The organism is Dactylosporangium sp. NPDC000521, assembly GCF_042898305.1.
Lineage (GTDB): Bacteria > Actinomycetota > Actinomycetes > Mycobacteriales > Micromonosporaceae > Dactylosporangium.
On the sequence record NZ_JBIAYW010000021.1, the window covers coordinates 1 to 25653 of the forward strand.

The following is a 25653-nucleotide window of genomic DNA, read 5'->3' on the forward strand; positions in this document are numbered from 1 at the left end:
TCGCGTCGCGGGCACGGCTCGTGCTCGTCGCCGACCAGACCCGCCGGCAGCTCGAGCGCGACCTGCACGACGGCATCCAGCAGCGACTCATCTCGTTAGGACTGGACATCCGCCGGGCCGAGGCGGACGTACCACCGGAGCTGACCCAGCTGCGGCAGCAGCTGTACGCCGTCGTGGCCGGGCTGAACGGCACGGTCGACGACGTGCGGGAGCTCTCACGCGGCGTCCATCCGGCGATCCTCACCGAGGATCTTTAATGCAACAGCGCCCTACCGCGCGGTGTGAACCCGCGACAACTCGGGGGCGTACTCGCCCTGCGGCGGTTCGACGGTGGCCTGTGTCGATGCCGACCGCTCCAAAAAGCGCAGCAGCTCGACCGGGAACGGCAGCACCACCGTTGAGTTCTTCTCAGCCGCCACCTCGACCACCGTCTCCAACAGCCGCAGCTGCAGCGCGGTCGGTGTCTGCGCCATCGTGGCCGCGGCCTCAGCGAGCTTGCGCGACGCCTGCAGCTCACCGTCCGCGGTGATGACCCGGGCGCGCCGCTCACGCTCCGCCTCGGCCTGCCGGGACATCGAGCGTTTCATCGACTCCGGCAGCGAGACATCCTTGATCTCCACCCGGTCGATGTGGACGCCCCAATCGATCACCGGACTGTCGATCATGACCTCCAGGCCCTGGTTGAGCCGCTCGCGATTGGTCAACAGTTCGTCGAGGTCGCTCTTGCCGATGATCGAACGCAGCGACGTCTGCGCCACCTGGAGGACCGCGAACATGTAATCCTGCACATTGACGACGGCCCGGACCGGGTCCACGACCCGGAAGTACACCACCGCGTCGACCGTGACGGTCACGTTGTCGCGGGTAATGCCATCCTGTGCCGGAACCGGCATGGTGACGATCTGCAGGTTCACTTTCTGCAACCGGTCCAGCAACGGCACGATCAGGGTCAGGCCCGGCCCACGGGTCGCCTCGCGCAGACGCCCGAACCGGAAGATCAGACCGCGTTCATACTGCCGAACGATTCGGGCGCTGGCCAACAACCCGGCCATCGCCATCATCAACACGACAAGAAATATCAAAACCATGGCAACACGCGCCATCCTTGCATCTCCACCCAGCTTAACGCGGCGTGCCAGCGCGACGCACCGCGGTGATGACTGACCAACCGCGCCGAGCAACGACGTACGTTACCGGCAAGCCCGCCAAAGATAGACACCTTCGAGGACGACCCGATCAGCAAGATCCGAGTGCTGATGGATGCGTTGCCGTCCGGCAGCTATCTCACGATCACCCATCCCACACAGGACTTCAATCCGGCCGAGATGGCCGCGGCGGCGGCCGCGCACGGGCACATGACGCTGGTGCGGCGCGGATGAGGGCGCAGGCGACGTGCCGTCGCAGGCGCGCCCGCTTGATTCCGGAAGCTGTCACTCTGCGCGGCGGGGGCGAGCACGACGTCATCGACGCCGCGGCTACTGTCGTTGCACTGCGGCCTTCAGCGCAGGGTCGCCGAGCAGCCAGCGTAGGCCGTGACGCTGCCTACAGTGGAGCTTCGTGCCTGAACGGGTAGTTCTTCGTGATACGGGTTTATCGGTGCGAGGCCGGGAGAGTCTGCCCGCCGCGTGACCCGCAGGCACGCGCTACGCACCCCGACGGGTCAGCGCGAGTGTGAGACGGCGGTTCCGTGGCTGGAGCGCGATCACCATGCAGGGGACGACGAGGCGCCATGCGGCAGGGCATTTGATGGATCTTGAACGACTCAGCGCGCTCGACGCCGCCTTCCTCTGCCTGGAGTCCCGGCAAGCACCGCTGCATCTGGGGGCGCTGGCGATCTTCGGGCCGCAACGCGACATCGCGCCGGATCAGCTGTCCGCGCTGCTCGGCGACCGCGTCCAACGGGTGCCGTCGCTCCACCGGCGGGTCCGCATGACCTGGCTGCCACCCGGCGCGATGCGATGGGTCCAGGACGAGTCGTTCGATCTCGCACACCATCTGCACCAGCACACCCTCGACGAACACGGCGACGACGCGTTGGCCGACCTCGTCGTCGCCTTGATGGCCGTACCGCTGAACCAACACCGCCCATTGTGGCAACTGCACCTCATCACCGGCCTCAGCCGCGGGCGCTTCGCACTGCTGGTCAAAGTCCACCACGCCATGGCCGACGGCCTGCGGGCGGTGCAGTTGGGCATCCGTCTGCTAGACCAATGCACCGACGCGCCGCCGACCGCGGCTGCCCCGCCGAACCGGACGGGGTTCGGGCCGTTGTCGCTGCTGGACATCGGGCGAGCCGTCGTTGGCATGGCGTTCCACCCGGATCGGACGGTCGCCGGGCTCGCCCGCTACGCCGCGAGCATTCCCGGCGCTGTCGCCGAAGCGCTCGGCACCGCGAGCATCGCCGCATCCGTGGTGTCCCACGTCCGGATCGGCACACTCCTGGCACCGGGCATCAGCTCGACCGCGCCATCCACCAACCAGCGTCTTGCCCTGCTCAAGCTCGACCTCGACACGGTTCGCCAGGTCGGGAAACGTCACGGCGGCACCGACAACGACATCCTGCTGACCGTGATGACCGGCGCACTGCGCGAATGGCTCACTGGCAAGGGCCGCCGCGTCGGGAGCCGCAACGTGCGGGCACTCATCCCGGTCAGCCGTCGCACCCACGGACCGCACTGCGGCAACCTGCTCTCCGGCTACTTGTGTGACCTGCCGACCCGGGAACCCAACCCGCTCGCCAGACTCCACAAGATCCGTACCATGATGAACCAGCACAAGGCCGCCGGGTTCACCCACGGCCCAGGCGCGTTCCCGATCCTCGCCGACCGGCTGCCCGCCGCGGTCCACCACCTCACCGCACCGCTGACCCGCCACTGCGCCCCACTGCTCTTCGACACCATCGTCACCAACGTGCCCATCCCGACCCGACCCTGGACCCTGGCCGGCGCCCCACTCCAGGAGGTCTACCCGATCGTGCCGCTGGCGCACGGCCAAGCACTCGGCATCGCCTTGTTCACGTACCAGGGAAGCATCCATGTCGGACTGCGCGCCGACCCACAGATGGTGCCCGACCTGCCCCGACTCGCCGCGGCGGTGCCGACCGCACTGGCCACCCTCACCGCTGCCAGCAGCACGGCGCTTTGAACCCGAGCGCACCGCCGCCAAGCGAGCGTCGATGGCGCCGGAGCGTCCATCCCCATCATGCGGCGAGGCAGGCCGCCGAGTCGTACCGGACGGGTTCGAACGCCGCGCCGGCGCGGTCGAGGACCTGGTTGGCGGCGAACACACCAGACGCCGCCCGTTCCATCAGCGCGGTCGGAACGGCCGGCGCACTCCATCCCCGGCAAGATGGCGGCCGGGCGCCTACGGGACGGGCACCATCGCTACCGACATCGAACGCCGGCACATTGTGTCCACGGGGACGTCCTCATCGATGACGGTCATCGTCGCGGGCTCCGGCCAGAAGACCCACCAGCGCCGTGCACATCCAAGGCCTACCCGGCCCGGATGTGAGGGACCGTACGCGTCCAGGCGGCACCCCGTCTGACCTCGATCGGACGCCTTGCGCGCGCAGCGGAGCGGAGCAGAATCAGGCCTGGCAGTCGTGTCTCGCGTGTGTTGTCAACGTGTCTCGCGTCATCAGACCTTGAACCGGACACCTGAGGGTGGCACACCAGGCTGGTTCACTAGGCGCGTGCGTCACCGAGATAGCATCGTTTAGAGCGCCTGCTTGCCGCTTGGGTGGCGTCGTACGGCATCCTCGATGACGCTACGACGTGCGACTGAGCGCATCGGATTTCTGTTGCTCGGACTTCCATCGTCTTGGGCTTCTGTTCGGACTTCCGTTGCTGGGCGCGTGTACGCGCCCCCGTGCATGGATGTGCGGGCCGCTGGAGGACGTGATGATCATGTTCGAGCGGTTTGACGATCGAGCACGACGGGTCGTCGTCCTGGCGCAGGAAGAGGCCCGGATGCTCGGCCACAACTACATCGGCACCGAGCACATCCTGCTCGGCCTCATTCACGAGGCAGAGAGCGCGTTCGAGGGTGGCGGCGTCGCGCGCAAGGTCCTGGACCGACTCGGTATCTCGTTGGCGGCCGTCCGCGTCCAGGTGGAGGAGATCGCCGGTCATGGCAACCAGCAGCCTGCGAGGGAGATCCCGTTCACACCGCGCTCCAAGAGGGTGCTGGAGTTCTCGTTGCGGGAGGCGCTGCAGCTCGGGTGCACCTACATCGGCACGGAGCACATCCTGCTGGGTCTCATCCGCGAGGATGAGGGCATTGCCGCGCAGGTGCTGGTCAAGCTGGGCGCTGAACTCACCCAGGTCCGTCAGCAGGTCATCCAGCTCGCTGGACATCAGGGCAGGGAGCCGGCCGCCGCCCCCGCCGATGTCCCGGGCAAGGCCGCACCCTCGACGAGCCTGGTGCTCGACCAGTTCGGTCGAAACCTGACGCAGGCCGCCCGTGAGGGCAAGCTCGACCCGGTCATCGGCCGGGAGAACGAAATCGAGCGGGTCATGCAGGTCCTGTCCCGCCGGACCAAGAACAACCCGGTCCTCATCGGCGAGCCCGGCGTGGGCAAGACCGCCGTCGTGGAGGGGCTCGCCCAGCGGATCGTCGAGGGTGAGGTCCCGGAGACGTTGACGGACAAGCAGCTGTACACGCTCGACCTCGGCGCGTTGGTAGCGGGTTCCCGATACCGGGGTGATTTCGAGGAGCGGCTGAAGAAGGTCCTCAAGGAGATCCGCACCCGCGGCGACATCATTCTGCTCATCGACGAGATCCACACCCTTGTCGGAGCGGGCGCCGTCGAGGGTGCGATCGACGCGGCGAGCATTTTGAAGCCGATGCTGGCCCGCGGCGAGTTGCAGACCATCGGCGCGACCACCCTCGACGAACACCGCAAGCACTTGGAGAAGGACGCCGCCCTCGAACGGCGCTTCCAGCCGATCCAGGTGGGTGAGCCGTCGTTGGCGGAAACGATCGAGATCCTGAAGGGGTTGCGGGACCGCTACGAGGCGTATCACCGGGTGTCGATCACGGATGCGGCGTTGGTGGCCGCGGCGACCCTGGCGGATCGGTACATTTCGGATCGATTTCTGCCGGACAAGGCGATCGATTTGATCGATGAGGCTGGTGCGCGGATGCGGATCCGGCGGATGACCGCGCCGCCAGACCTGCCGGGTCAGAAGGCGCAGCGGGAGAAGGGGTGGAAGGCCGGCGGCCTGGATGTGGTGTCGGAGGTCGACGATGAGCAGATCGCCGAGGTCCTGGCGAACTGGACCGGTATTCCGGTGTACAACCTGACCGAGGAGGAGACCGCTCGGCTGCTGCGGATGGAGGGCGAGCTGCACAAGCGGCTGGTCGGTCAGGACGACGCGGTGAAGGCCGTGTCCAGGGCGATCCGCCGGACCCGGGCCGGGTTGAAGGACCCAAAACGGCCGTCCGGGTCGTTTATCTTCGCGGGTCCGTCCGGGGTGGGCAAGACCGAACTGTCCAAGGCCCTGGCGGAGTTCCTGTTCGGTAGCGAGGACGCGTTGATCCAGCTGGACATGTCGGAGTTCCACGACCAGCACACGGTGTCGCGGCTGGTGGGTGCCCCACCTGGGTATGTCGGCTATGACGAGGGTGGTCAGCTGACCGAGAAGGTCCGGCGTCGACCGTTCTCCGTGGTGTTGTTCGACGAGATCGAGAAGGCCCACCCCGATGTGTTCAACACGCTGCTGCAGATCCTGGAGGACGGCCGGTTGACCGACGGTCAGGGCCGCATCGTGGACTTCAAGAACACGGTGATCCTCCTGACCAGCAACCTGGGCACGCGGGATGCGGCAAAGGCGGTCTCGTTCGGCTTCCAGGCCAGCGAGGACACCGAGTCCAACTACGAGCGGATGCAGCAGAAGGTTAACGACGAGCTGAAGCAGCACTTCCGGCCGGAGTTCCTCAACCGCGTCGACGACACCATCGTGTTCCACCAGCTCATGCAGGACCAGATCCTGGGCATCGTCGATCTGATGATCGCACGGATCGAGACCCAGCTGCGGAACAAGGACATGGGTCTGGAGCTCACGGACAACGCCAAGAAGTTCCTGGCGAACAAGGGCTACGACCCCGTGCTGGGCGCCCGGCCGCTGCGCCGGACTATCCAACGCGAGATCGAAGACGCCCTGTCCGAGCGGATCCTGTTCAACGAGCTGCGCCCCGGTCAAATCGTAGCCATCGACTGCGAAGGCGACCCACAACAATCCGCGAAAGCCACATTGCTGTTCCGCACCGCCGAGAAGCTCGACATGCATGCCTGAGCAGACCCAACCGACCGCAGCAGCATTCGACGACGCGATTCTGGCGGAACAGACGTAGTAGCCCGTTCGGTGCGGTACGCCACGATCGGCGGTCATCTGGGAGGATTCCGCGTCCGTCAAGAACGTCGACCACGCCTCACGGACGGCGTGGTCGGTGTTCAGTGCACACAAAAGCCTGCGAGGCGGTTTCCTTCCCGGCATACCCGGGTCAGGTGTACGGGATCGCCGTCCGACCTTTCAGCCGTTCAGCCTCTCAACTCAACCGGGTTACCAAATTCGCTCTCCTGCTCGTGTTCCGGCTTGAGGTGTTCTGTCCGTGTTGAGGTCCGGACGGGTCCGTTGCATTGAGCGTTGCCCTGGTCAGGCAGGATTGACGGTGAAGCTCTCGACCCGTCGGCGTCCAGTCCAGCCAACACGGTCGGCGTTCGTCGGGTTCCGGTTCCCGCCGACGTGATCGCGGTCGCTGTACGGCTGTACCTGCGCTACAACCTGTCTACCGCGACGTCGAGGAATTCCTCTTCGAGCGGGGTGTCGAGGTTGACCACGTCACCGTCTTCCGGTGGGTGCAACGCTTCACCCCGCTGCTGGCTGACGCGGCCCGGTTCTGCCGTCATGCACCTGGCGACAGGTAGTATGTCGATGAGACGTACATGAAGGTCAACGGTGTCTGGCGGTACGGGTACCGGGCCGTGGAGCAGCGCGGTCAGGTCATCGACGTGCTCGTCTCCGCCCACCGTGACGCCGAGGCGGCACGACGGTTCTTTCGCCGGGCGACGGCTATGTTGAAGGTACAACCCTCCGAGGTGGTCACTGACGCGGCGCCGGTGTACCCGGCGGTCCTCGATGAGGTCGTGCCGTCGGCGTGGCACCAGCACCGGCTCAGACCGATGCGCGGTTTGCGCACCGACCGGACCGCACAGACGATCATTGCCGGACACGCGTTCATCCAGGACCTCCGCCGCGGACACTACGAACTCGGGCTCGACGCCCCACGCGGGCTTCGTGTCGCCGCGGCGTTCACCGAACTCGCCACGGCAATCTGAAGGCCGGCCGGGCACTCGTTCCAAGGCTGCGCTTGCCGAAATCCCCATCCGCCCTGGTGAGGGCCGGTGCGGGGTGTCGGAGAAGTTGATCCGGTTGCTGGCCCTGAGCGTACCTGGTGATCGATGCGGCATGATGGGCTGCCGTGCTGCTGCGACTGGCGTACCTGGCTGTGACGAACGCGTTTTGCGGTGCTGCGGCTGCTGCCGATGAGCAATCGGGACAAGGACGTGGAAATCCTTGCCCTACGCCATCAGATCACGGTGCTGGAACGCCAACTGGGCAAGGAGAAGGTGCGGTTCGACGCGAGCGATCGGGCGTTCCTGGCGGCCCTGCTGCACCGGCTGCCACGCGACGTGCTGCGCCGGGTGCGGCTGCTGGTGCGCCCCGATACGGTGCTGCGCTGGCATCGCGACCTGCTCGCCCGCCGCCACGCGGCCGTCTCCCGGCCCAAGCGCCCGGGCCGGCCACGCACCGTGCACTCCGTCCGGACACTGGTGCTGCGCCTGGCACGGGAGAATCCCAGCTGGGGCTACCGGCGCCTGCACGGCGAACTGCTCGTACTGGGAGTCAAGGTGGCCGCATCCACCGTCTGGGAGATCCTGAAGGACGCCGGGATCGACCCGGCGCCCGAGCGGGCGTCCAGCACCTGGGCCGACTTCCTGCGCTCCCAGGCCGATGCCCTGCTGGCGTGCGACTTCCTGGAGACGGTCACCCTGACCGGAGCACGGATGTACGTGTTCGCAGTGATCGAGCACGCCAGCCGCCGAATCCACATCCTCGGCGCCACCGGCCACCCGAGCACCGCATGGGTGGTACAGGCCGCGAAGAACCTTGTCATGGACCTCGAAGACAACGGCTCCCGAGCCCGGTACATGATCCGCGACCGGGACGGCAAGTTCCCCGAACTGTTCGACGCCATCCTCGCCGACGCGGGCATCGACGTCGTGCTCAGCGGCATCCAGGTGCCGAGAATGAACTCGATCATGGAACGGTGGGTCCAGACCTGCTGCCGCGAACTGCTGGACCGGACCCTGATCTGGAATCAGCGGCACCTGCTCCACGACCTGCGCGAGTTCGAACAGTTCTACAACGGACACCGCCCACACCAGGGCATCGCGAACGGCCGCCCGCTCCGCTCGCTCCCCGCGCCGATCACCGATCCAGAACACATCACCCGCCTCGACATACGAAGACGCGATCGCCTCGGCGGCATCCTCCACGAGTACCAACATGCCGCCTGACCTGCACGGATGTAGATTTCGGCAAGAGCAACGGTACAGGTGTCACCGGCCGCCAGGGTTGCGGTGTAGTCCGTGATGGTGCGCATACCAGCTGCGTGAGCTCGACGGCACCACGGCCAGCGAGCGGCAAGCGATATCTTGACCGCACCTCTCCTGTGACGGCAACGGTCCACACAACACCATCGGCACACGCGGGGGTCCGCTGTCGAGTTGATCGGGTCGGGTCAGGGGTTGGCGATGGCGGTCAGGATGTTCAGGCGGGCGGCGCGGGCCGCCGGCGGGATGGCGGCCAGGGTGCCGGCGAGGGCGGCCAGCGCCAGGTAGGCGAGGAGCCGCCCGAACGGCACCGACAGCTCGGTCACGCCCTGACTCTGCAGGGCGCGGACGATGGCCGCACCCAGGCTGACGCCGACCGCGACGCCCAGCAGGGCGCCGAAGACGGATATCACCGTGGCCTCGGCGGCGGTCATCAGCAGGGTCTGGAGCCTGCGGAGGCCCACGGCGCGCAGCAGGCCCAGCTCGCGGGTCCGTTCGAGCACGGACAGGGCCACGGTGTTGGCGATGCCCAGCACGGCGATGACCACCGCCAGCGACAGCAGCGCCTGCACGATGCCCAGCAGGCGGTCGGCCTTGGCATTCTCCTGGGCGGTGTACTGCCCGCGATCGCTCACGCCGACCTCGGGGCTGTCGGCCAGCAGCGCGGTCAACTGCCCGCGGGCCGCGCCGGTGTCGGTGCCGGGGTGCAGCCGGATGAACGCGCGGCTCGGCAGCGGCTGCTTGAAGCCACTCGCCGCCGAGGCCGGCAGCAGCCAGCCGGTCAGCAGGTCGGTGTCGGTGTAGATGCCGGCGAGGGTGAACTGCCGTGGCTCGCCGCGGGGCAGGCGAACCGTCACGCGGTCGCCGACGTGTGGGCCGGCCGCGGTGACGGCGCGCTGGTCGACCAGGATCTGGTCGTCGCCGAGTGCGCCGATCGTGCCCTCGGCGGCGGTGAGGCTCAGCATGTCGCGCAGGGCGGGCACGTCGGTGACGGTCTCCACGTAGGCCGGCTGCCCGTCGATGACGGCGCCGCCCTCGCCCAGCCCGGCGACGGCGGCCACGCCCGGCAGCGCCGCGGCGCGGGTCAGCACGGCCGGGTCGAAACCGGTGCGGGTCACGCCGTTGGCGTCGCCGCTGAGCACGAAGTCGGCCTTGACCTGGTCAGCGACGAGCCGACGCACACTGCCCGTCGCGGAGTCGAACACCGTCGAGATGCCGGCCAGCAGCGCCACGCCGACCATGAGCGCGGCCGCGGTCGCCGCGGTGCGTCGGGGATTGCGGCCGGCGTTGAGCCGGGCCAGGCGACCCGGCACCGACCGCACGAACACCCGCCCGAGCAGCCCGGCGGCGGGCCGGGCCAGCGCCGGCGTCAGCATCGTAATCCCGGCGAACGCGACCAGTGCACCGCCGAGGATCAGCGGGGCACCGCTCTGGGCCGCAGAGGCGAAGCCGAACCCGAGCAGGCCGGCGCCGGCGGCGAGGACGATCGCCCCGGCCACCGTGAGCCGGGTCGAGGGCCGCTCGGGCGCAGCGGTCTCGCGCAGCGCCGCCACCGGAGGCACGTGCGCGGCCCGCACCGCCGGCAGCAGCGCAGCCACCATGGTGACCAGCAGCCCCACCCCGAACGCGGCGAGCACCGCGCTCGCCGGCACAACCACGGGCGCTCGTGTGACCAGCGCGCCCACGCCGATCCCGCCGGCCAGCCCGATGACCGAGCCGCCGAGCCCGACCACGGCCGCCTCGGCCAGGACCGACACGATGATCTGCCGGCGCCCGGCGCCTATGGCCCGCAGGAACGCCAGCTCCCGGGTCCGTTGGGCGACCAGCATCGAGAACGTGTTGAGGATCAGGAACGCCCCCACGAACAGTGCCACCCCGGCGAACCCGAGCAGCAAATTGTTGGTCAGGTCCAGGGACCGTCCGCGCGCGGCCCCCTCGGCCAGGCTGACCTGCTCACCGGTGCGGACCCGATAGTCCGCGCCGAGCGCGGCGGCGATCCGATCGCGCAGCTGCCGGGCATCGACCCCGACCCGGGCGGTGACCGAGATCGAGGAGAACGCGCCGGGAGCACCGAGCATCAGCACCTGCGCGACGGGCTCGGTGAAGGCCACGACCTGCTGGCTGGTATCGGCGTAGGCGAACGTCCCGACGACGGTGAACGTCCGCTTGGGCTGCAGGGTGAGGACCGCGACCCGATCCCCGACCCGCACGCCCGCAGCTGCAGCGAGGGCCGTGCTGACCGCGATCTCGTCGTCGCGCTGCGGGCCGTGCCCGGCGCGCAGCTGCACGGATCGGGCTTGGCCGGGCCAGCTGACGCCGAGCCGCGGCCGATCCGGCGAGGGCACCACCTTGCCGTCGGCGCCGATGAGCCGCGCCCCGTCGGCCGACACGATCCCGGTCGCCGCGGCCACCCCGGGCACATCGGCCAGCCGGACGGCGAGGGCCGCCGGCACCCCGGCGGCGGAGATCGTGTCGCCGGGGCCGACCGACACGTCGGTGCCGGCGTTGGCCCTGCGCGCGGTCTCGGTGTATGAGCCGCCGAGGGTCGCGGTGAGCACCAGCGCACCGGAGACGAACACGACGCCGAGGACGACCGCCAGCCCGGAGAGGGCCAGTCGCCGCCAACGGGAAAGCGCACCCTTGAGAGCGAGCCGCAGCACCCCCTCATCCTCGCCCCGCCGGGCGGCCCGCAGCAGGGGGAAATTCCCGGAGAAGGCCTCAGGGTATCCATTGCAACGGTGTCGAGCTTCCGCTGCCCCACGTGGGTGTTCTGCGGAGCTGGCGGGCCTGCGACCGGCTTCGAACGCCCCGAGCGGGCGACTGGCCCAGGTTCGTGGGGCTCTGATGCTGCTGCGTCAGGTCGAGACCTCACCCCCAAAAATCTGGTGCGGCTGTTCACGACGACCGCCGGCCTGCCGCCGATGGCCTACCTCGGGCGGCTGCGTGTCGAGCTGGCAGCGTCGAAGCTGCTGCACACCGACGACGCGATCAGCCGGATCGGCGAATCCGTCGGGCCGAGCCCGGTCGACCGCGCCCGTCTGGGCTCCAAGCACCACGTCCTGACCGAGGGCGCCGGCAGTCCTCTCGCCGTCTCACTCACCGGCGGCAACCGCAACGACATCACCGAACTCCTGCCACTCATCGACGCAGTTCCGCCGGTACGTGGCCGACGAGGCCGGCCACGCCGCCGACTAGCCGAACTGTTCGCAGACCGCGCCTACGACTTCGACAAGTACCGCAAGATCGCCCGCAGCAAAGGAATCCACCCGCGGATCGCCCGCCGCAGCACGCCGCACGGCTCCGGCCTCGGCGTCTACCGGTGGGAGATCGAGCGAACCATCGCCTGGTACCACGGCATGAAACGACTCCGCATCCGATGGGAACGCCGCGACGACATCCACGAAGCCTTCCCCAGCCTCGCGACCTGCATCATCACGTACCGACACGTCAAGCGACATTGTTAGGACCTCTTAGACCGGCTTGACTCGGATGTCCTTGCCGTTGACGCGGACGGTGATTTGCCCTGATTGCGCGCGGTCAGCGACGATTGTGAAGTCGGTGACGCGTCCGGCGCGCCAGGTGCAGTTGACCTCATAGCCGCCGCGGGCACGCAGGCCTTTGAACGAGCCGTCGGCCCAGTCGGTCGGTAGTGCCGGGAGGAGGTGGATGACCTTCTTGTGGTTCTGCAGGAGCATTTCGGCGATGGCGCCGGTGATGCCGAAGTTGCCGTCCATCTGGAACGGTGGGTGGTTGCAGAACAGGTCGTTCAGCGTGTTGTACCGCAGCAGCCGCCCTGGTCCGCACGGTCTTCGACCAGCCCGACGCCGCCTCGGTCCACGCCCAGTAAGGCCGGGTTGTGACCGCGATCGCCGAACGACTTCCCGCCGCGGCCGGCACCTCGACGAGGGCCCGAGAGGAGTTGCTCGCCTTCACCGCGTTCCCGCGTGAGGTCTGGCGCCAGATCTGGTCCAACCCCCAGGAATGGAGGTCGGCAGCGGTTCGAGCCGGGTTTGAGCGGGCGCCTGAGGGTAGCCACGTCCGTGCCGGACGGCTCCGCATCCCTGCTCGAGCGTCCGGCAGTGTGTTGGTTACGGGGGTTGGTCAGCACACAGCCGGCGGTTGGGCTTGGCGGGGCCCTGCCCGCCGGCACCTCGCGCCGCCGGGCCGGAACGGGGCCAACCGATCGGTGGCTGGCGGTTGACGTTCGTGCGATATCCGGCAATCTGCGCCGATCGGCGTGCGGCGGCGCCCAGAACACGGTAGACAATGGCGCAGGTCGACGCGGCAACATGGGTGGCTCCCCCCGGGAGCGCCCGCCTTCCGCAGCACGGCACGTCACCGCGTCGGCCCGAACCGAATCTACGAAGCCCCGGCCGCTGTGAAGTCGCCCAGTTGTACACCGACCCGTCTCGGCGCTGGTACTCGACCATCACAGCCCGCTTCCCCATCGGCGCCGGAAACGTGATCCACCCCCGCACGCGTCGGCCTGCGGGAAGGTCCCGGTCCCCGATCCGGTAACTCGGCGCGTCGAACTGGTTGTAGATGGTGTTCGACGGCTCTGCGCTGGTCCCGTCCGCGTAGATCAGCAGCACGTGTCAACGACGGCTGACCAGCAACGCTTTGCGCCGTATCCGTTTGTCGGACGACGACAACGGCACACCCCCTCACCGGCCGGCGGCCTACCCGAGCACACGCGGCGCGAACCTCCGCAACGCGACGCCGTCGCTGGCCACGGCGCAACGCACGACAACCGTGGTCGGCGAAGCGGCGAGCGACGCTCCCGTGCCGGTCGGCGTCACTGGGTGGGGAGGATGCCGAGGGGGAGTGCGGCGCGTATGGCGTCGCGGCGGGTGTGGACTGCGAGCTTGCGGTAGATCGATGCGACGTGGGTCTTCACGGTGTTCGGGGAGAGGTGCAATTCGACGGCGATCTCATGCACCGTTCGATGTCCGGCGAGGTGTCGCATGACCGCGATCTCACCCGGGCTGAGCGGAGCGTCGGCCGGCGGGGTGATGGCCGTCAGGATTAACTGGTTGAGGGCGGGGGCGAGCATGTGGTGGTTCGCATGGAACGGGTGCCGTAGCTGTTCGGGGTTAGCGAGGGCGATGGCCTGGCGTAGCAGGTGTGTGGCCTACTGCGCGTTGCCGGTGGTGCTCGCCTGGTGGGCCATGAGCAGGCGGACCTCGACCTGGTGGAACAGCGGGATGTGCGGCTCGTCGAGCAGGGGCCGCAGCAGCCGGTCGGCGCGGTTCCGCGGTTGCCGGGCGAGCAGGAGCTTCGCGGTGGTGATCGTAGCGGTGGACGCGGGGACGGCGGCGGCGTCGGCCTGCCACTGCCGGTGGGCGTCGTGGAGCCGCCCGATGGCGATGAGCAGTTCGACCCGCAGCACCCGGGCGGCCCATTCCGGGACCAGCAGCGCGTCGTCGCCGGCGAGGATCAGCTGTTCGACGGTGTCCAGCGCGGCGATATCGTCGTGCCGCTGCTGGCACAGCAGCGCGGCCTGGAACTGTTGCGCGGCGACGAGCGCGGGTACCGACTGCCACAACTGGACCGCGAGCGTGTCGAGGTGCTCTACGGCCGCGTCGGGTGTGCCGCGTTGGACAGCCACCTCGGCGAGGACCAGCCGCGCCCAGCCGTCGTCATGGGAACCCACGAGGCCGTTCGCGCGGACGTCGTCGCCGAGGGAGTCGGCATGCCGGACGGCGTCGCCCAGTCGGCCGGTCATCCTGGCGATGACGGCGCGCAGGCGCAGCATCGTGCTGCGGTGCAACGGACTATGGCCCATCGCAGCCGTGTCGGCGATCAGCGCGGACCGCGCCGCTTCGTGGTCGCCCCTTCGTAAGGCACGCCAGATGGGTTGCGCCGAGGGCTGGATGAGGTCAGCGGACCCCGTCGGCGCTGCGGTAGTGGTGCTGAGGCCGCGATACGTGGCGAAGCTGTGGGCGAGCGCCGGGTCGTCGGCGAGCGATGACCACGGGCGCGGCGCCGACGCGGTGACCGCAGCCTGTGGTGCCGCCTCACGAATCTGCACGCCGAATCGCCGCACGAAACTGATGGCCGAGGACCGGTCGGCGGCGGCCAGCGCGTGGCGCAGCCCTTCGGTGGGCTGGAGATGCGCGGCGTACCAGTCGGCGGCGGTGGCATGCAGATGACGCGCGCGGGCCGGGTCGCCCTCGGTGAGTATGGCGTAGAGGGCGGTGCGCCAGAGCCGGTCGTAGCGGTACCAGGCGGACGTGTCGTCGAGGCGGGTGGCGAACATCCCGTCACGGCCGAGATCGGCCAGGACGTCGGCGGCGTCGGCGCGGCCGGTGAGCGTGGTGAACAGGTCCGGGCACACGGATTCGACCACGCTGGCGTCGTGCATGGCTTGGCGCAGATCGGCCGGGTACCGGCCCAACACATCCTGCAGCACGTATTCCGACAGTCCGGCGCCGGTGCGCAGCAGTTGCTCCAGGACATCTTCCGGCTCGTGCGATTGCTGGCTCAGCGCCGCGACCGCGACCACGAGACCCGCAGCCCACCCATCGGTGATGGCGTACTCACCCGAGACTGACCATCCAGGACTCGGCGCGAGCCGTCGGTCCACCGCGCCCCGGAAGTCGCACACGTCTGGCACGTCCACACGCAAGGGAGCCAGCGGCTGCGCGTTCCGGGCAGGGCTCCGGCGGAAGCGTGGCCGTGCCCTTACCGGGTGTGGGGCCGTCGCCGAGCTGCCCGGTCTGCACGATGCGGGATCGGACCCGCTGGGGCGGCCGAGCGGCGGCAGTTCTGCGACGGGCGCCCGGTTGCGGGCTCTGGCCGGCCGGGCTGATGCTGTCAGGTGGGCGGCTGGCGTTCTGCGTTGATTTGCAACGCTTCCTCGAGTTGGTCTTCCAGGATGAAGATCCGGCATGCTGCCTCCACGGCGGTGCCCTGGTCGACCATCTCCCGGACGCGCGCGGCGAGGCGCAGTTGGTAGCGGGAGAAGCGGCGGTGGCCGCCGGCCGAGCGTTGCGGGGTGATGAGTTTCAACTCGTCGAGGCGGCGCAGGAAGTCCTGCGACGTACCGACGACTCGGCGGCCCGGCTTACCGTATGGGCGGGGTGGTCCTCGCACGGAAAACCACCGGATCATGACCGACCCGACGAAACTCAACCCCGACGGCCGATGCACCGTCGGGCTGACGCCGCCCTGGAGCTCCGGCGCAATCGAAGGCCAGGTCAACCGGATCAAGATGTTGTCGAGTAGCCGGGGGCGTTTCAGCCCCAGGGCCCCGGCAAAGTCATGATGGGTGTCCGGCTTGAGGTGATTGGTGTAGACGCGCCTCGTCTGGAGGCAGCAAGACGGGCATGACCTGTTCGGAAGATCATCAAGGTTCCTACGCCATGTTGATCGCTGCCGAAGTGAGCCATGCCCGCATCGCCATCATCGCTGATCGCCTCGTTGTCCCACGCACCGGCCGGACTCTGCGGGCTCCGCCCACCGGAGCTGACCGCCGGACTGCCCACAGCCCTGGCCGCCGTACCCGATCCACGCGCTCGCCGCGGTGTCCGTCATCGGCTGGCCGTGGTGCTGACCGCAGCGGTCTGCGCGGTGGTGGCCGGCTACTGCTCCTACACGCCTCGGGCGAACGTGTTCGCGGAACGCTTCGTGCGCTCCGTCCGGGCCGAGTGCACCGACCGGGTATTGATCTACAACGAACAGCACGCCCGCACCGTGCTCCACGACTACGAGGACCACTTCGACCGGCACCGGCCACACCAGAGCCTGGATCAGCATCCACCCGACCACGACCCCGGCGTGGTCATCGCGATCGACAAGCCGATCCAGCGACGCCGCATCCTGGGCGGCGTGATCAACGAGTATCACCGGGCAGCTTGATCCACCCGGCAAACCCCCAGCTCACAGCCTGAACACAGTTTTGACACGGTACAGGGTCGGCGTGCCGGTCGTCGTTCATGGACATGTCCCCGTGCTCGGTGCTGGGGCGCCAGCCTGACGCCGCTGCGAACACGCCGCACGGCGACGCGACGAGCGGGCGGGTTTCGGCGTGATGTTCCCGTCGGGTTCGAGCCGCGGTGGACCTGGTTGGGGCCGCGCCGGCCCGGACCAGCTGGGTCGTGCAGTGGTTCCAGGACAGCTGATCGGCGTCGGCGTACGGATCGACTGGTCGCGGGCGATCGTCGACTCGATCAGCGTCCGCGCCTGAGCGCCACGTAAGGCAGCTTGTCTGACAAGTGTTGACAGTCCTCAGCTAAGTTGCTCAGACTGTGATGCAGACACCGGTGAATCAAGAACGCCGTCCGGTCTGCGAAATCGGAGGAAGCCGTGAGAGGTTTGTCGCGTCCGGCCCGGGTTCCGCTGTGCGGCGTCGTGTTGCTGTCATCGACCGCCGCCTGCGGAGCCGACGACAAGGGGCGCCGGCGGCGGTCGGTGCCGGATCGAGCGTCAAGGTCGGCGTGCGAACGGCATGGGCGGGCGCGGCGGCAAGTCGTTCAACGACTCGGCGGCGGCCCTCGCCGCCCGACCAGCGGGTTACCGTGCTGCTCAACCCAATCCCGACCGACGGGTTCACCGGTCGAGCGGCGGCCGTCTCCGTCACCCACCGGTTCTGCGTGCCGAGCTACCCCACCGCCGCCGACCTCGCCACGGCGCCGCTGCGCCCGGGACGCCCGGTAGCCGGGTATGGGGCCCGCTGAACCGGTGCGCGATCCTTCTCGCGTGACCACTCCACGACGGACCCTCGCCGTCCAACTACGGGACCAGATCCGCGACCTCGTCGTGACGGAAGGGCTCAATCCCGGAGACAAACTGCCGTCGGAGAACGACCTCATCGCCCGCTTCGGTGTCGGCCGGACAACTGTCCGCGAAGCGTTGAAGCTGCTGGAGCAGGACGGCGTCGTACAGACAAGGCAGGGCGACGGCCGGTACCTGACCACCCAACCCGGACTCGACCGGCCGCTGACCCGGCTTGAGGGCGTCACTGAAATGCTCGCCAGCCGTGACCTGGCCGTCCACAACACCGTTCTGGACATCGCGCTCATCGAGCCCGATGAGGAGCAGCGACGTCAGCTCCGCCTCGCCGCGGGCGAGGCACTGGTACGACTCGAACGACGGCGCCAGCACCGCGACGACATCCTTCTCTACTCCATCGACCTGTTCCCCCGCTCGCTCGTACCGCAACCACTGTCCGAAGTGGACTGGACCGGCTCACTCTTCGCCCTGCTGAGCGACCACGGGCACCCAGTCGCCTACGCGTTGACCCAGGTACGCGCCGTGACCCTGGACCGCGCGCTGGCCCGGCGCCTCGGCCAGCCCGCCACCGTCGCGTGGCTCCTGCTCGCACAGACCCACCATGACCACGCCGGCCGTCCACTGCTCTACTCCGAGGACTACCACCGTGGCACCGACTTCTCCTTCCACCTCGTCCGCCGACGCCACTGACATACCGGCCCGCTTACCAACCTGGCTTGATGTGACCAACCACGTGCCGGTGACCGATGCCTTTCTCGTTCGACGAAGTGCGGCGCGACATCGTGACCACCGGTCCGAGCCAAGGACGGACGGTGGCGCACACCTCCGGCAGGCCGGTCAGACGGGCGGTCTCGGTCGACCCGGCCGGCTTCTACCAGCACTGCGTCCGGTCTCTTACCTAAATTTGGAGCCATCGATGTCCTACCCGCACGCCACACCTACCCTCGACCAGCTCCGCAGCGCACCGAAGGTGCTGCTCCACGACCACCTCGACGGCGGCATGCGCCCGGACACGATCGTCGACCTGGCCGCCGGGTCCGGGTATCGCGACCTCCCGGCCGACGATCCCGACAGCCTGCGCGACTGGTTCGCCGCGGCAAGCACCAGCGGGTCACTTCCGGTCTACCTCGCCACCTTCGAGCACACGTTCGGTGTCCTTCAGAGCACCAAGGCGATCGCAAGGGCGGCGCGGGAGAACGTCGAAGACCTCGCCGCCGACGGCGTCGTCTACGCCGAGAGCCGATTCGCGCCCGAACTGCACCTGCGGCACGGGCTCACGGCGGGCCAGGCACTCGACGCCGTCCTCGCCGGCACCCGGGAAGGCGTCCAAACGGTCAAAGCCACCGGTCGCGACATCGACGTGCGCATCATCGTCTGCGCCATGCGCGACCGCGGCGCGTTCCACGACATGGCCACCCTGATGCTCCGACGGCGTGATGCCGGCCTGGCGGGCTTCGACCTCGGCGGGCCCGAAGCCGGAAACCCCGCGGCGCAGTTCCGCGACCGGTTCCACGAACTCCGCGACGCCGGTGTCCGCCTGACCATCCACGCCGGCGAGGGCGACGGTGTCGAGTCCGTCCGGCAGGCCGCCGTCGAGTGCCGCGCGGAACGGCTCGGCCACGGCGTACGCATCATCGACGACATCGATGGCGACACACTCGGCCCGGTCGCCCGCTTCGTCCACGACCGCCAGATCGTCCTGGAAACCTCGCCATCATCCAACGTACACACCGGGGCGGCCCCCTCCATGGCCGACCACCCGGCACCGCGACTGCACCGGCTCGGCTTCGCTGTCACCGTCAACACCGACAACCGACTCATGAGCCAGACCACCCTCAGCCAGGAATTCGACCACCTGGTCCGGCTGCACCGGCTCACCTGGCCGGAGATCGCACAGATGACCGCGGCAGCGGCCGCAGCCGCATTCCTGCCCCCCGACGAACGCGACGACCTCCACAGCCGACTGCTCGCATGGCACCGCCAGCTCCCAAGTACGGCCTGACGAGCAGTTTCACCAGGGAACAGCTCGTCACACCACCACCAGAACCCGCGCACCGCGGCGCGCTGCCGACTTGTTCCATGTGGCCTTCCAGATCGCCCGGATCGACGGCGCTATCCGCGAGCCTTCGACGGCGAGGTGGCGGTCAGGCGCATCGTCGGCAGTTCGCGGTTCGTCCAGGCCCGAAGGAGCCATTCTGCCGGTCCGTATCGGAACCGGCGCATCCACCATGCGCTGACGGCGACCTGCGTCGTGTAAATGGCCAGTGCGATCAGAATGGTCTGTGCAGGGGGCGTACGGCCCGCGAGGCCGAATCCGACACCGGTGAAGATGACGAGGCAGGCGAAGGACTGGCCGAGGTAGTTGGTCAGCGCCATTCGTCCCGCGGGCGCCAGCGCGTTCGCGATCCGAGGACGCTGTTGGAAGAGGCGCAATGCCGTCGAGGCGTAGGCGGCGGCAAGGAACGGGGCGGTGATGACGCTGACCATCAGGCCGGTCATGTTGCTGGTGCCACCGCCGACGGCGAACAAGGCCGCACCGGACAGCCCAACCGGATAGCCGACCAGTTCGATCCGGCGTAGCAGTACCGCGTGGGAGGCGACATCGGCCAGCATCCGCCGCTTTCCGGCCGCGAGCCCGACCAGGAATGCGGAAAGGGCCAGCGGCCCTTGGACAAGAAGGCCACCGAGCATGGCAGGAAGCGACCGCAGATGCTCCACGATGACGTCACCGATGCCGCTCTGCAGCGCCGCCGTGGAGCGGGCGCCGGCTTCGACCGCGATGGCCTCGTCCGGCACGAGGACGGTCCCGAGCACTGCGGCCAGTCCGATCAGGAACGCGACTCCCCCCACGATCCAGGCCGCGGCGGTCAATGCAGCGCGGGGCTCCAAGCGTCGTGCGGCGAGCAGCACCATGCCGAGTACCGCATAGGTGGCGAGAATGTCGCCGTAGAAGAGCAGGACCGCGTGCAGGACACCAAGCACGAAGAGCCCGGACAACCGGCGTCGAAACCGCTGTCCGAACTCGACACGTTGCCGGACGGCCGATTCGAGCTGCAACGTGAAGCTATAGCCGAAGAGGAACGAGAAGAGCAGGTAAGCCTTCATCGCGAACAGCAGCTCGACCACCGCAATCATCGTCCGGTCGAAGCCGTCGTCACCCGGATCATGCACCAGATGGAACGGGTATCCGGAGCTTAAGAAGCTGATGTTCACGAGCAGGATGAGCAGCAGCGCCATTCCCCGCAGCGCGTCGACGTTGCCGATCCGGGCATTGGGAGTCGACTGTGGACGGTCAACGCCCGTTGCTCCCTCCATTGACGATGGCATGCACCGACGCTATTCGGCCCGGCACGCTATCGACATCCGACAGCCCCCACGATCGATGTCGGGTTAGCCATACCAACCTTCGAATGCTCGGGACTGCGGGAGTTCACCCCCAGGACCGGACACCGGGACTTGGATGAGTGGAGGAGACGAGTCGAGGATGGGGTAGGTGGGCCGAGCGGTCCGTCGCCGATACCGCGGTCACCACATAGCCGACGGTGGCTGGTCGTTCGGGGAGTTGAGAGCTGTTCCGCTGCCTGGGGAGTCATGGGATGGGCGAGGTAGTTGCCGCGGGCGGTGTCGCAGCCGAGGTCGTTGAGGGCTTCGAGTTGGTCACGGTTGCGGACGTCGGTGGCGGTGACGGCGCGGGCGAGGTCGTGGAACATTTCGATGAGCCAGGCGAGAGTGGTGCTGGTGGAGGCGTAGGTGGGGAGGTAGACGTCGAGGCCGTGCAGGAGGCGCGGGTCGAGGATGACGGTGCTGATCGGGGATTCGGCGAGGTGGGCGGGACCCCCGGTGTTGTTGACGGCGAGGTGGATGCCGGTGCGGGCCAGTCCGTCGAGGGTGAACGCGAGGTCGTCGCTGGGGTCCTGCAGGGCGTCCTGCGCGACGGCGAGTTGCAGCTGGCCGGGTGGTAGGCCGCTGGCGTCGAGGGCCGCGGTGACGGTGGTGACGACGCCCGGATCACGCAGGTGGGTGGTGACGCAGTCGATGCTGAGCATCGGCGATTGCGGGGTGGACTGCCAGGTCGCGGCTCGGGCGCAGGCTTGGTGTAGGAGGTGGGTGCTGAATGGGACGGCGAGTCCGATGCGTTCGGCGAGGTCGAGGAACTCGGCGGCGGGTATGGGGCCGAGGGTGGGGTGGTGCCAGCGGGGTAGGGCGTGCATGCCGGTGATCGTGTTGTCGCGCAGACCGATGATCGGCTGGTAGGCCAGGGTGAGCTCGCCGCCGCGGACGGCTGCTGGTAGGGCGTGGGTGAGTTGGTGGCGGCGGATGTCGAGCGTTTCGCGAGCTGGTTCGAACAGGGCCCATGATGGTGCCGGGGTGTCGTGCCGTGCCCATGTCAGTGCCATTGCCGCGGCGCGGAGCAGGTCATGCGGGTGGTTCCCGTTGACGGGGCGTTCGACGATGCCGGCCTTCGCGGTGACGGCCAGGTCGTGACCGTCGACCCGGCGTGGATGCCGCAGGAGCCGTAGTACGGCGTCGGCGGTTTTGATGACGTCGTCGGGGCCGGTTGTGTCCTCAGCGACGAGGGCAAAAGTGTCGGCGCCGAGGTGGGCGAGGTAGTGCTCCCGTTCGGTGGCCAGGCCGCGAAGGCAGCGTGCGACGTCCTGGAGGAGCAGGTCGGCGATGCCGGTGCCGTAGGTGTCGTTGATGGCGGCGAAGCGTTGGAGGTTGAGCAGGCACACGCCGATCCGCGTGGCGGGTTTCCCGGCGATGACGGTGTCGAGGTAGGCGGTGAGCGCTGCCCGGTTCGGCAGACTGGTCAGCGGGTCGTGCAGCAACGCGTGCCGGATCTGATGCTGCAGCTGCTCCTGGTGTGCGCGCCAGGCTTCGCGTTCGTCGCGGCCGACGCCCTCAGCTGCCTCCCGGACCTGGTCCCGCAGGGCGGTGGTGAACCCGAGTGCCAGCTGTTCGATCAGTGCCGTGAGCCTGGCGGCGGGCACCGGCCCGGTGATCTTCAGATCGGTCAGGAACTGCTGGCTCAGGATCCGCATACTCGCCGTCATGACCTGCGGATCCGTCATGGCATTGCGGACGAGGGCGGCGCCGGCCCGGAATCCGATGCGCGGGTCGGGGACGGGGCCGGTCACCGCGACGTGCAGTTGCCCGGCCAGGGTCTGTAGCACTTCGGTGCGTCGTGCCCGTCCACCGGGCACGAAGTTCGTTCTGGGTAGGCAACGGCCCCAGGCTGCGGCGAATGCGGCGACACGGTCGACGGCCGCCGGTGTCTGCCCGGGCACAGGTCCGGAGTTCGGCGGCAGGTCTGGCCCGGCGTCGGCGCGAGGCTCCGTCACCGGTCGCGGTGCTCATGCCGAGATCTCCGGCGAAGATCACAACCGGCAGGGTTTCGGCGCCCCGCACGCGACCGACGCTCGGCCAGTTCACGCATCAGGCGTTCGGCCGCGACGACTGGCGCCGCTTGTGACATCGGCTTGACCCCATCTCCATTCCGTGGCGGCAAGGGAAGTCGGAGGGCCTCCGCCTGGCAGTGTGACCCGCCTCGGTCCTCGAGCACCACCCCGCCCACCGAACGGGTGAACGGGATGGTGCCCGAAGGTGCCCGGGCGCCCCACCGGGTAGGCGGTCAGCGGCAGGACATCGACAGGGCGGTGGATGTGACGGTAGACGTCGGGATCTCAGTCGGCTGTCCTACGGGCCACGCCGCCGAACGCCGACCGCTGCGGAGGGTCGTCGGCGTCCTCCGGTTCGGAATGCCAGTCACTGATCGGTACCAGCCCTGGAGCGAGTACCTGCCATCCGGCGAGCAGGTCGGTGATCTGAGCGGGAGTGCGCACATGCAGGGAGGTGGGAGTGCGCTGGTAGAGCCGGCGGACGTTCTCCTGCCCAGCCGAGTCAACGGCGAGGACGGCGTGCGACATCGCGACGCAGCTGCCGGTGACGGTGGCATCGGCGAACTGCCGCAGGACACCGGCGGGGTCGTCGGCGTCGGCGATGAAGTGCAGCACCGCCACCATCAGCACCCCGACCGGTTCGGAGAAGTCCAGCAGTTCGGCCACTTCGGGGTGACCGAGGACGTCCTTCGGGCGGCGCAGATCGCCGTGAATGGCGGTAGCGTACGGGTTGCAGGTCAGGATCCGCCGGCTGTGCGCGACCGCGACCGGGTCGATGTCGACGTAGACGACCCTCGCATCGGCGACGGCGTGCTGTGCCACCTCGTGGACGTTGCCGAGCGTCGGGATGCCCGAGCAGATGTCCAGAAACTGCCGGATCCCGGTGGCGGCCAGCCACCGCACCGCCCGGCCCAGAAAGCGCGGTTGTCGTGGGCGAGCTGGATGATGCCGGGCCAGGCACGTTCAGCGTCTTCGGCGAATTGACGGTCGACCGCGAAGTTGTGAAACCCGCCGAGGGCGTAGTCGTAGACCCGCGCCGCGTTCGGCGTGGTGATGTCCACCTCGTCAGGTACCCACTCCGGCAAAACGATCCGTTCCCCCCTTCCAGTCGCTGTGACACTCAGCCTGGCTCTACGGTACAAGCCGCAGGCACCGCAACATGCGGACCGGACCGGGCCTCCGCGGTTCGCGGCGCCGCAGATCAGTGGCAGTCAGGGTGCGACGCGCAGTTTGGCGGCTCGGACGAACACCTTGACGGCGCCGACCTCGGTGCCGACCTCGGTGCCGCCGGAGCGGTACTGCACACCGCGGACCGGAAGCCACACCTCACCGTCCAACTCGACCTCCCCGCTGGCAGATCGGCCCCGCACGGGCAAGCACCTGCGGCGCCCGATCCCGATCGAGCGCTACGCACGGCACCCGGGAAACCCAGGACCGGTGGGTGAATGGCCCGTCCGGCCACCGGCGAGGGTCACGCCGGCCACCCATCGAGAAACGTCGAAGGTCATCCCGGACGATGTCCGTCCGCGCTGGCGGCACCTGCCCGCTCTGGCATGGCTGGCTGCCGGCCGATTCCAGCCCCAGTTCCTGCGGCAGGTGCGGCTCGCACGGCCGGCGCAAGTGCCAACCTGGCCGGTCCTGCTGCACGCCTTGGCCATCGGCCACGCCCGACGGTGCTGTCGCGGCTATCGTTGACCGGGCGGTCGTCATCGTCCGAGAACTGCCCAGGATGAGCCAGCAGTGGTCGTGGCGCGTGACCGCGATCAGGCTGGCCAGCGCGCTGCTACTCGCCGTCGTCGTATTCGGCCCGGCCGCGCTGCTCATGCTCCTTGGCGTACTGGTGGACGGCATCATCGGCGCCGTCTGTGCGGCCGCCGGGTGGCTGGTGTTGACCGGCCAGGTGGTGCCTCATGGTGACAACCGTCCTGCCTGCGGTCCGCGCCGGTGTCCGGCCCAGCGCCGCCGCGCCCGGACGTTGCCGCTGAGCACCTACGCGCGGGTGGCGGAGGCGACGCGACCCTGGTTGCAGACCCGGCCGACTGGCACGCCGCGACCCAACTGCTGCGGCCACTGCAACGTAGCGCCGACCGCGAACAGATCGCTGTCGTGGCGCAGACCCATGACCCGCAGGTCACCACCTGGTACCTGCGCGCGGGGTTCCGGCCAATCCTCGGTCTGTCCACCGCCTTGTGCCGTCCCCCGCGGCGACGCCACACCGACACCGCGAGCAGCCGGTAGCGCGCCCGCGTCGTCGCGCCGGTGCGAGCAGCGCTCACAGCAGCCCAACGTGTGCACCGTGGCACGCAGACCGCGCACCTGCCTCGCCCCGGCGACGCGACCGATACGAGACAGCCTCCCGTGTGGACGTCAGCGGTTCGCGTTCACGAAGTGGCGACGAGTTCGGCGACGGTGTCGGCGAGGTGTTGCAGCCGGAACGGCTTCTTCACGTAGCGGCTGCTGCTGGCCTGGTGGGCGCGTTCCAGGTCGGTGGCGGTGGCGTACGCGGAGACGGTCACGATGGGCAGATCCGCGGTCGCCGCGGTCCGGCGCAGCTCGCGACAGATGTCCAAGCCGGACATGTGCGGCAGGTGCACATCGAGCAGGACAATGTCAGCGTCGGCGGCGATGACGGCACCGACCGCACCGGGGACGAGGCGGACGGTGTGCCCGTCGTGTTCCAGGCGGTCGCGCATGAGCGGGCCGTGGTCGCTGTCATCCTCGATGATCACAACTGTCGCCATCGCCGTTGCCTCCCCTCCGGGTGGTGCGGATCCGGCTGCTGCTCTCGGAGCCGCGCGTGTGATGCCGACGTCGATGATCATACGGTCGTCGGCGGGTGTCGCAGGCCCATTCCGGGACGTGCTGGCCGGTGCTGGGTTGGTTGCCGTTACCGGCATGATG

The 25653-nt window shown here is 68.7% G+C and carries 19 protein-coding genes and 5 pseudogenes; 12 read left to right on the forward strand and 12 right to left on the reverse strand.

All coding sequences use genetic code 11. The features are described from left to right. Positions 1-257, forward strand: a 257-nt coding sequence (locus ACFY3L_RS42880; RefSeq protein WP_389338490.1) for a histidine kinase, incomplete at its 5' end; no start/stop codon positions are given. A gap of 12 nt (positions 258-269) precedes the next feature. On the opposite strand, the gene ACFY3L_RS42885 is transcribed toward ACFY3L_RS42880, so the two are convergent. Next, on the reverse strand, positions 270-1103 hold the full coding sequence (locus ACFY3L_RS42885; protein WP_389338493.1) for a slipin family protein: 834 nt from the start codon (positions 1101-1103) through the stop codon (positions 270-272). A 123-nt stretch (positions 1104-1226) separates the two neighbouring features. Here ACFY3L_RS42885 and ACFY3L_RS42890 point away from each other — a divergent pair. The 5 genes and pseudogenes from ACFY3L_RS42890 to ACFY3L_RS42910 all read left to right on the forward strand — a co-directional run. Next, positions 1227-1373 (forward strand): annotated as a pseudogene (locus tag ACFY3L_RS42890) (SAM-dependent methyltransferase); the annotation flags it as partial. A gap of 373 nt (positions 1374-1746) precedes the next feature. Then, the gene (locus ACFY3L_RS42895) at positions 1747-3144 is read left to right on the forward strand and encodes a wax ester/triacylglycerol synthase family O-acyltransferase (protein ID WP_389338496.1); all 1398 of its coding nucleotides are present in this window, start codon (positions 1747-1749) and stop codon (positions 3142-3144) included. 764 nt (positions 3145-3908) lie between these two features. Then, on the forward strand, positions 3909-6299 hold the full coding sequence (locus ACFY3L_RS42900; RefSeq protein WP_389338865.1) for an ATP-dependent Clp protease ATP-binding subunit: 2391 nt from the start codon (positions 3909-3911) through the stop codon (positions 6297-6299). A gap of 376 nt (positions 6300-6675) precedes the next feature. After that, a pseudogene (locus tag ACFY3L_RS42905) lies at positions 6676-7342 on the forward strand (IS6 family transposase). 189 nt (positions 7343-7531) lie between these two features. Then, the gene (locus ACFY3L_RS42910) at positions 7532-8584 is read left to right on the forward strand and encodes a helix-turn-helix domain-containing protein (RefSeq protein WP_389338499.1); all 1053 of its coding nucleotides are present in this window, start codon (positions 7532-7534) and stop codon (positions 8582-8584) included. A gap of 224 nt (positions 8585-8808) precedes the next feature. Here the strand turns inward: ACFY3L_RS42910 and ACFY3L_RS42915 are convergent, their stop codons facing one another. Next, positions 8809-11280 (reverse strand): ABC transporter permease, encoded by a 2472-nt coding sequence (locus ACFY3L_RS42915; protein ID WP_389338502.1) that lies wholly within the window; start codon positions 11278-11280, stop codon positions 8809-8811. Positions 11281-11619: 339 nt separating this feature from the next. Between ACFY3L_RS42915 and ACFY3L_RS42920 the strand changes: the two are divergent. Continuing rightward, positions 11620-12084: pseudogene (locus ACFY3L_RS42920) on the forward strand (transposase); the annotation flags it as partial. Positions 12085-12090: 6 nt separating this feature from the next. Here the strand turns inward: ACFY3L_RS42920 and ACFY3L_RS42925 are convergent. Then, complete coding sequence (locus ACFY3L_RS42925; RefSeq protein WP_389338868.1) at positions 12091-12408, reverse strand: glycoside hydrolase family 95-like protein; 318 nt, start codon at positions 12406-12408, stop codon at positions 12091-12093. A 68-nt stretch (positions 12409-12476) separates the two neighbouring features. On the opposite strand from ACFY3L_RS42925, the gene ACFY3L_RS42930 reads away from it, so the two are divergent. Continuing rightward, a complete protein-coding gene (locus tag ACFY3L_RS42930) occupies positions 12477-12821 on the forward strand; it encodes a transposase (protein WP_389338505.1) in 345 nt (114 codons plus the stop codon). 594 nt (positions 12822-13415) lie between these two features. On the opposite strand, the gene ACFY3L_RS42935 is transcribed toward ACFY3L_RS42930, so the two are convergent. The 3 genes and pseudogenes from ACFY3L_RS42935 to ACFY3L_RS42945 all read right to left on the reverse strand — a co-directional run. Then, complete coding sequence (locus ACFY3L_RS42935) at positions 13416-13673, reverse strand: response regulator transcription factor (RefSeq protein ID WP_389338508.1); 258 nt, start codon at positions 13671-13673, stop codon at positions 13416-13418. A gap of 78 nt (positions 13674-13751) precedes the next feature. Next, on the reverse strand, positions 13752-15125 hold the full coding sequence (locus ACFY3L_RS42940) for a hypothetical protein (RefSeq protein ID WP_389338511.1): 1374 nt from the start codon (positions 15123-15125) through the stop codon (positions 13752-13754). A 311-nt stretch (positions 15126-15436) separates the two neighbouring features. After that, positions 15437-15720, reverse strand: a pseudogene (locus tag ACFY3L_RS42945) (MerR family transcriptional regulator); the annotation flags it as partial. Between the two features lie 289 nt (positions 15721-16009). Here ACFY3L_RS42945 and ACFY3L_RS42950 point away from each other — a divergent pair. From ACFY3L_RS42950 to ACFY3L_RS42965, 4 genes are all read left to right on the forward strand, one after another. Continuing rightward, positions 16010-16480, forward strand: a complete 471-nt coding sequence (locus ACFY3L_RS42950) for an integrase core domain-containing protein (protein ID WP_389338514.1) — start codon at positions 16010-16012, stop codon at positions 16478-16480. A 659-nt stretch (positions 16481-17139) separates the two neighbouring features. Next, a complete protein-coding gene (locus ACFY3L_RS42955) occupies positions 17140-17298 on the forward strand; it encodes a hypothetical protein (RefSeq protein WP_389338517.1) in 159 nt (52 codons plus the stop codon). Positions 17299-17320: 22 nt separating this feature from the next. Next, entirely contained in the window at positions 17321-18043 is a 723-nt protein-coding gene (locus tag ACFY3L_RS42960; protein WP_389338520.1) for a GntR family transcriptional regulator, read from the forward strand. Between the two features lie 226 nt (positions 18044-18269). Further along, positions 18270-19355, forward strand: coding sequence for an adenosine deaminase (locus tag ACFY3L_RS42965; protein WP_389338523.1), 1086 nt, complete (start codon positions 18270-18272; stop codon positions 19353-19355). A 110-nt stretch (positions 19356-19465) separates the two neighbouring features. On the opposite strand, the gene ACFY3L_RS42970 is transcribed toward ACFY3L_RS42965, so the two are convergent. The 6 genes and pseudogenes from ACFY3L_RS42970 to ACFY3L_RS42995 all read right to left on the reverse strand — a co-directional run bounded on the left by ACFY3L_RS42970 (position 19466) and on the right by ACFY3L_RS42995 (position 25493). Then, on the reverse strand, positions 19466-20668 hold the full coding sequence (locus tag ACFY3L_RS42970) for a DUF418 domain-containing protein (protein ID WP_389338526.1): 1203 nt from the start codon (positions 20666-20668) through the stop codon (positions 19466-19468). A gap of 38 nt (positions 20669-20706) precedes the next feature. Further along, the gene (locus ACFY3L_RS42975; protein WP_389338529.1) at positions 20707-22527 is read right to left on the reverse strand and encodes an EAL domain-containing protein; all 1821 of its coding nucleotides are present in this window, start codon (positions 22525-22527) and stop codon (positions 20707-20709) included. A 510-nt stretch (positions 22528-23037) separates the two neighbouring features. Then, a pseudogene (locus tag ACFY3L_RS42980) lies at positions 23038-23813 on the reverse strand (SAM-dependent methyltransferase). A gap of 150 nt (positions 23814-23963) precedes the next feature. Then, on the reverse strand, positions 23964-24122 hold the full coding sequence (locus ACFY3L_RS42985) for a hypothetical protein (protein ID WP_389338532.1): 159 nt from the start codon (positions 24120-24122) through the stop codon (positions 23964-23966). A gap of 413 nt (positions 24123-24535) precedes the next feature. Then, positions 24536-24664, reverse strand: a complete 129-nt coding sequence (locus ACFY3L_RS42990; RefSeq protein ID WP_389338535.1) for a hypothetical protein — start codon at positions 24662-24664, stop codon at positions 24536-24538. A gap of 469 nt (positions 24665-25133) precedes the next feature. Continuing rightward, a complete protein-coding gene (locus ACFY3L_RS42995) occupies positions 25134-25493 on the reverse strand; it encodes a response regulator (protein ID WP_389338538.1) in 360 nt (119 codons plus the stop codon). Positions 25494-25653 lie beyond the last annotated feature (160 nt).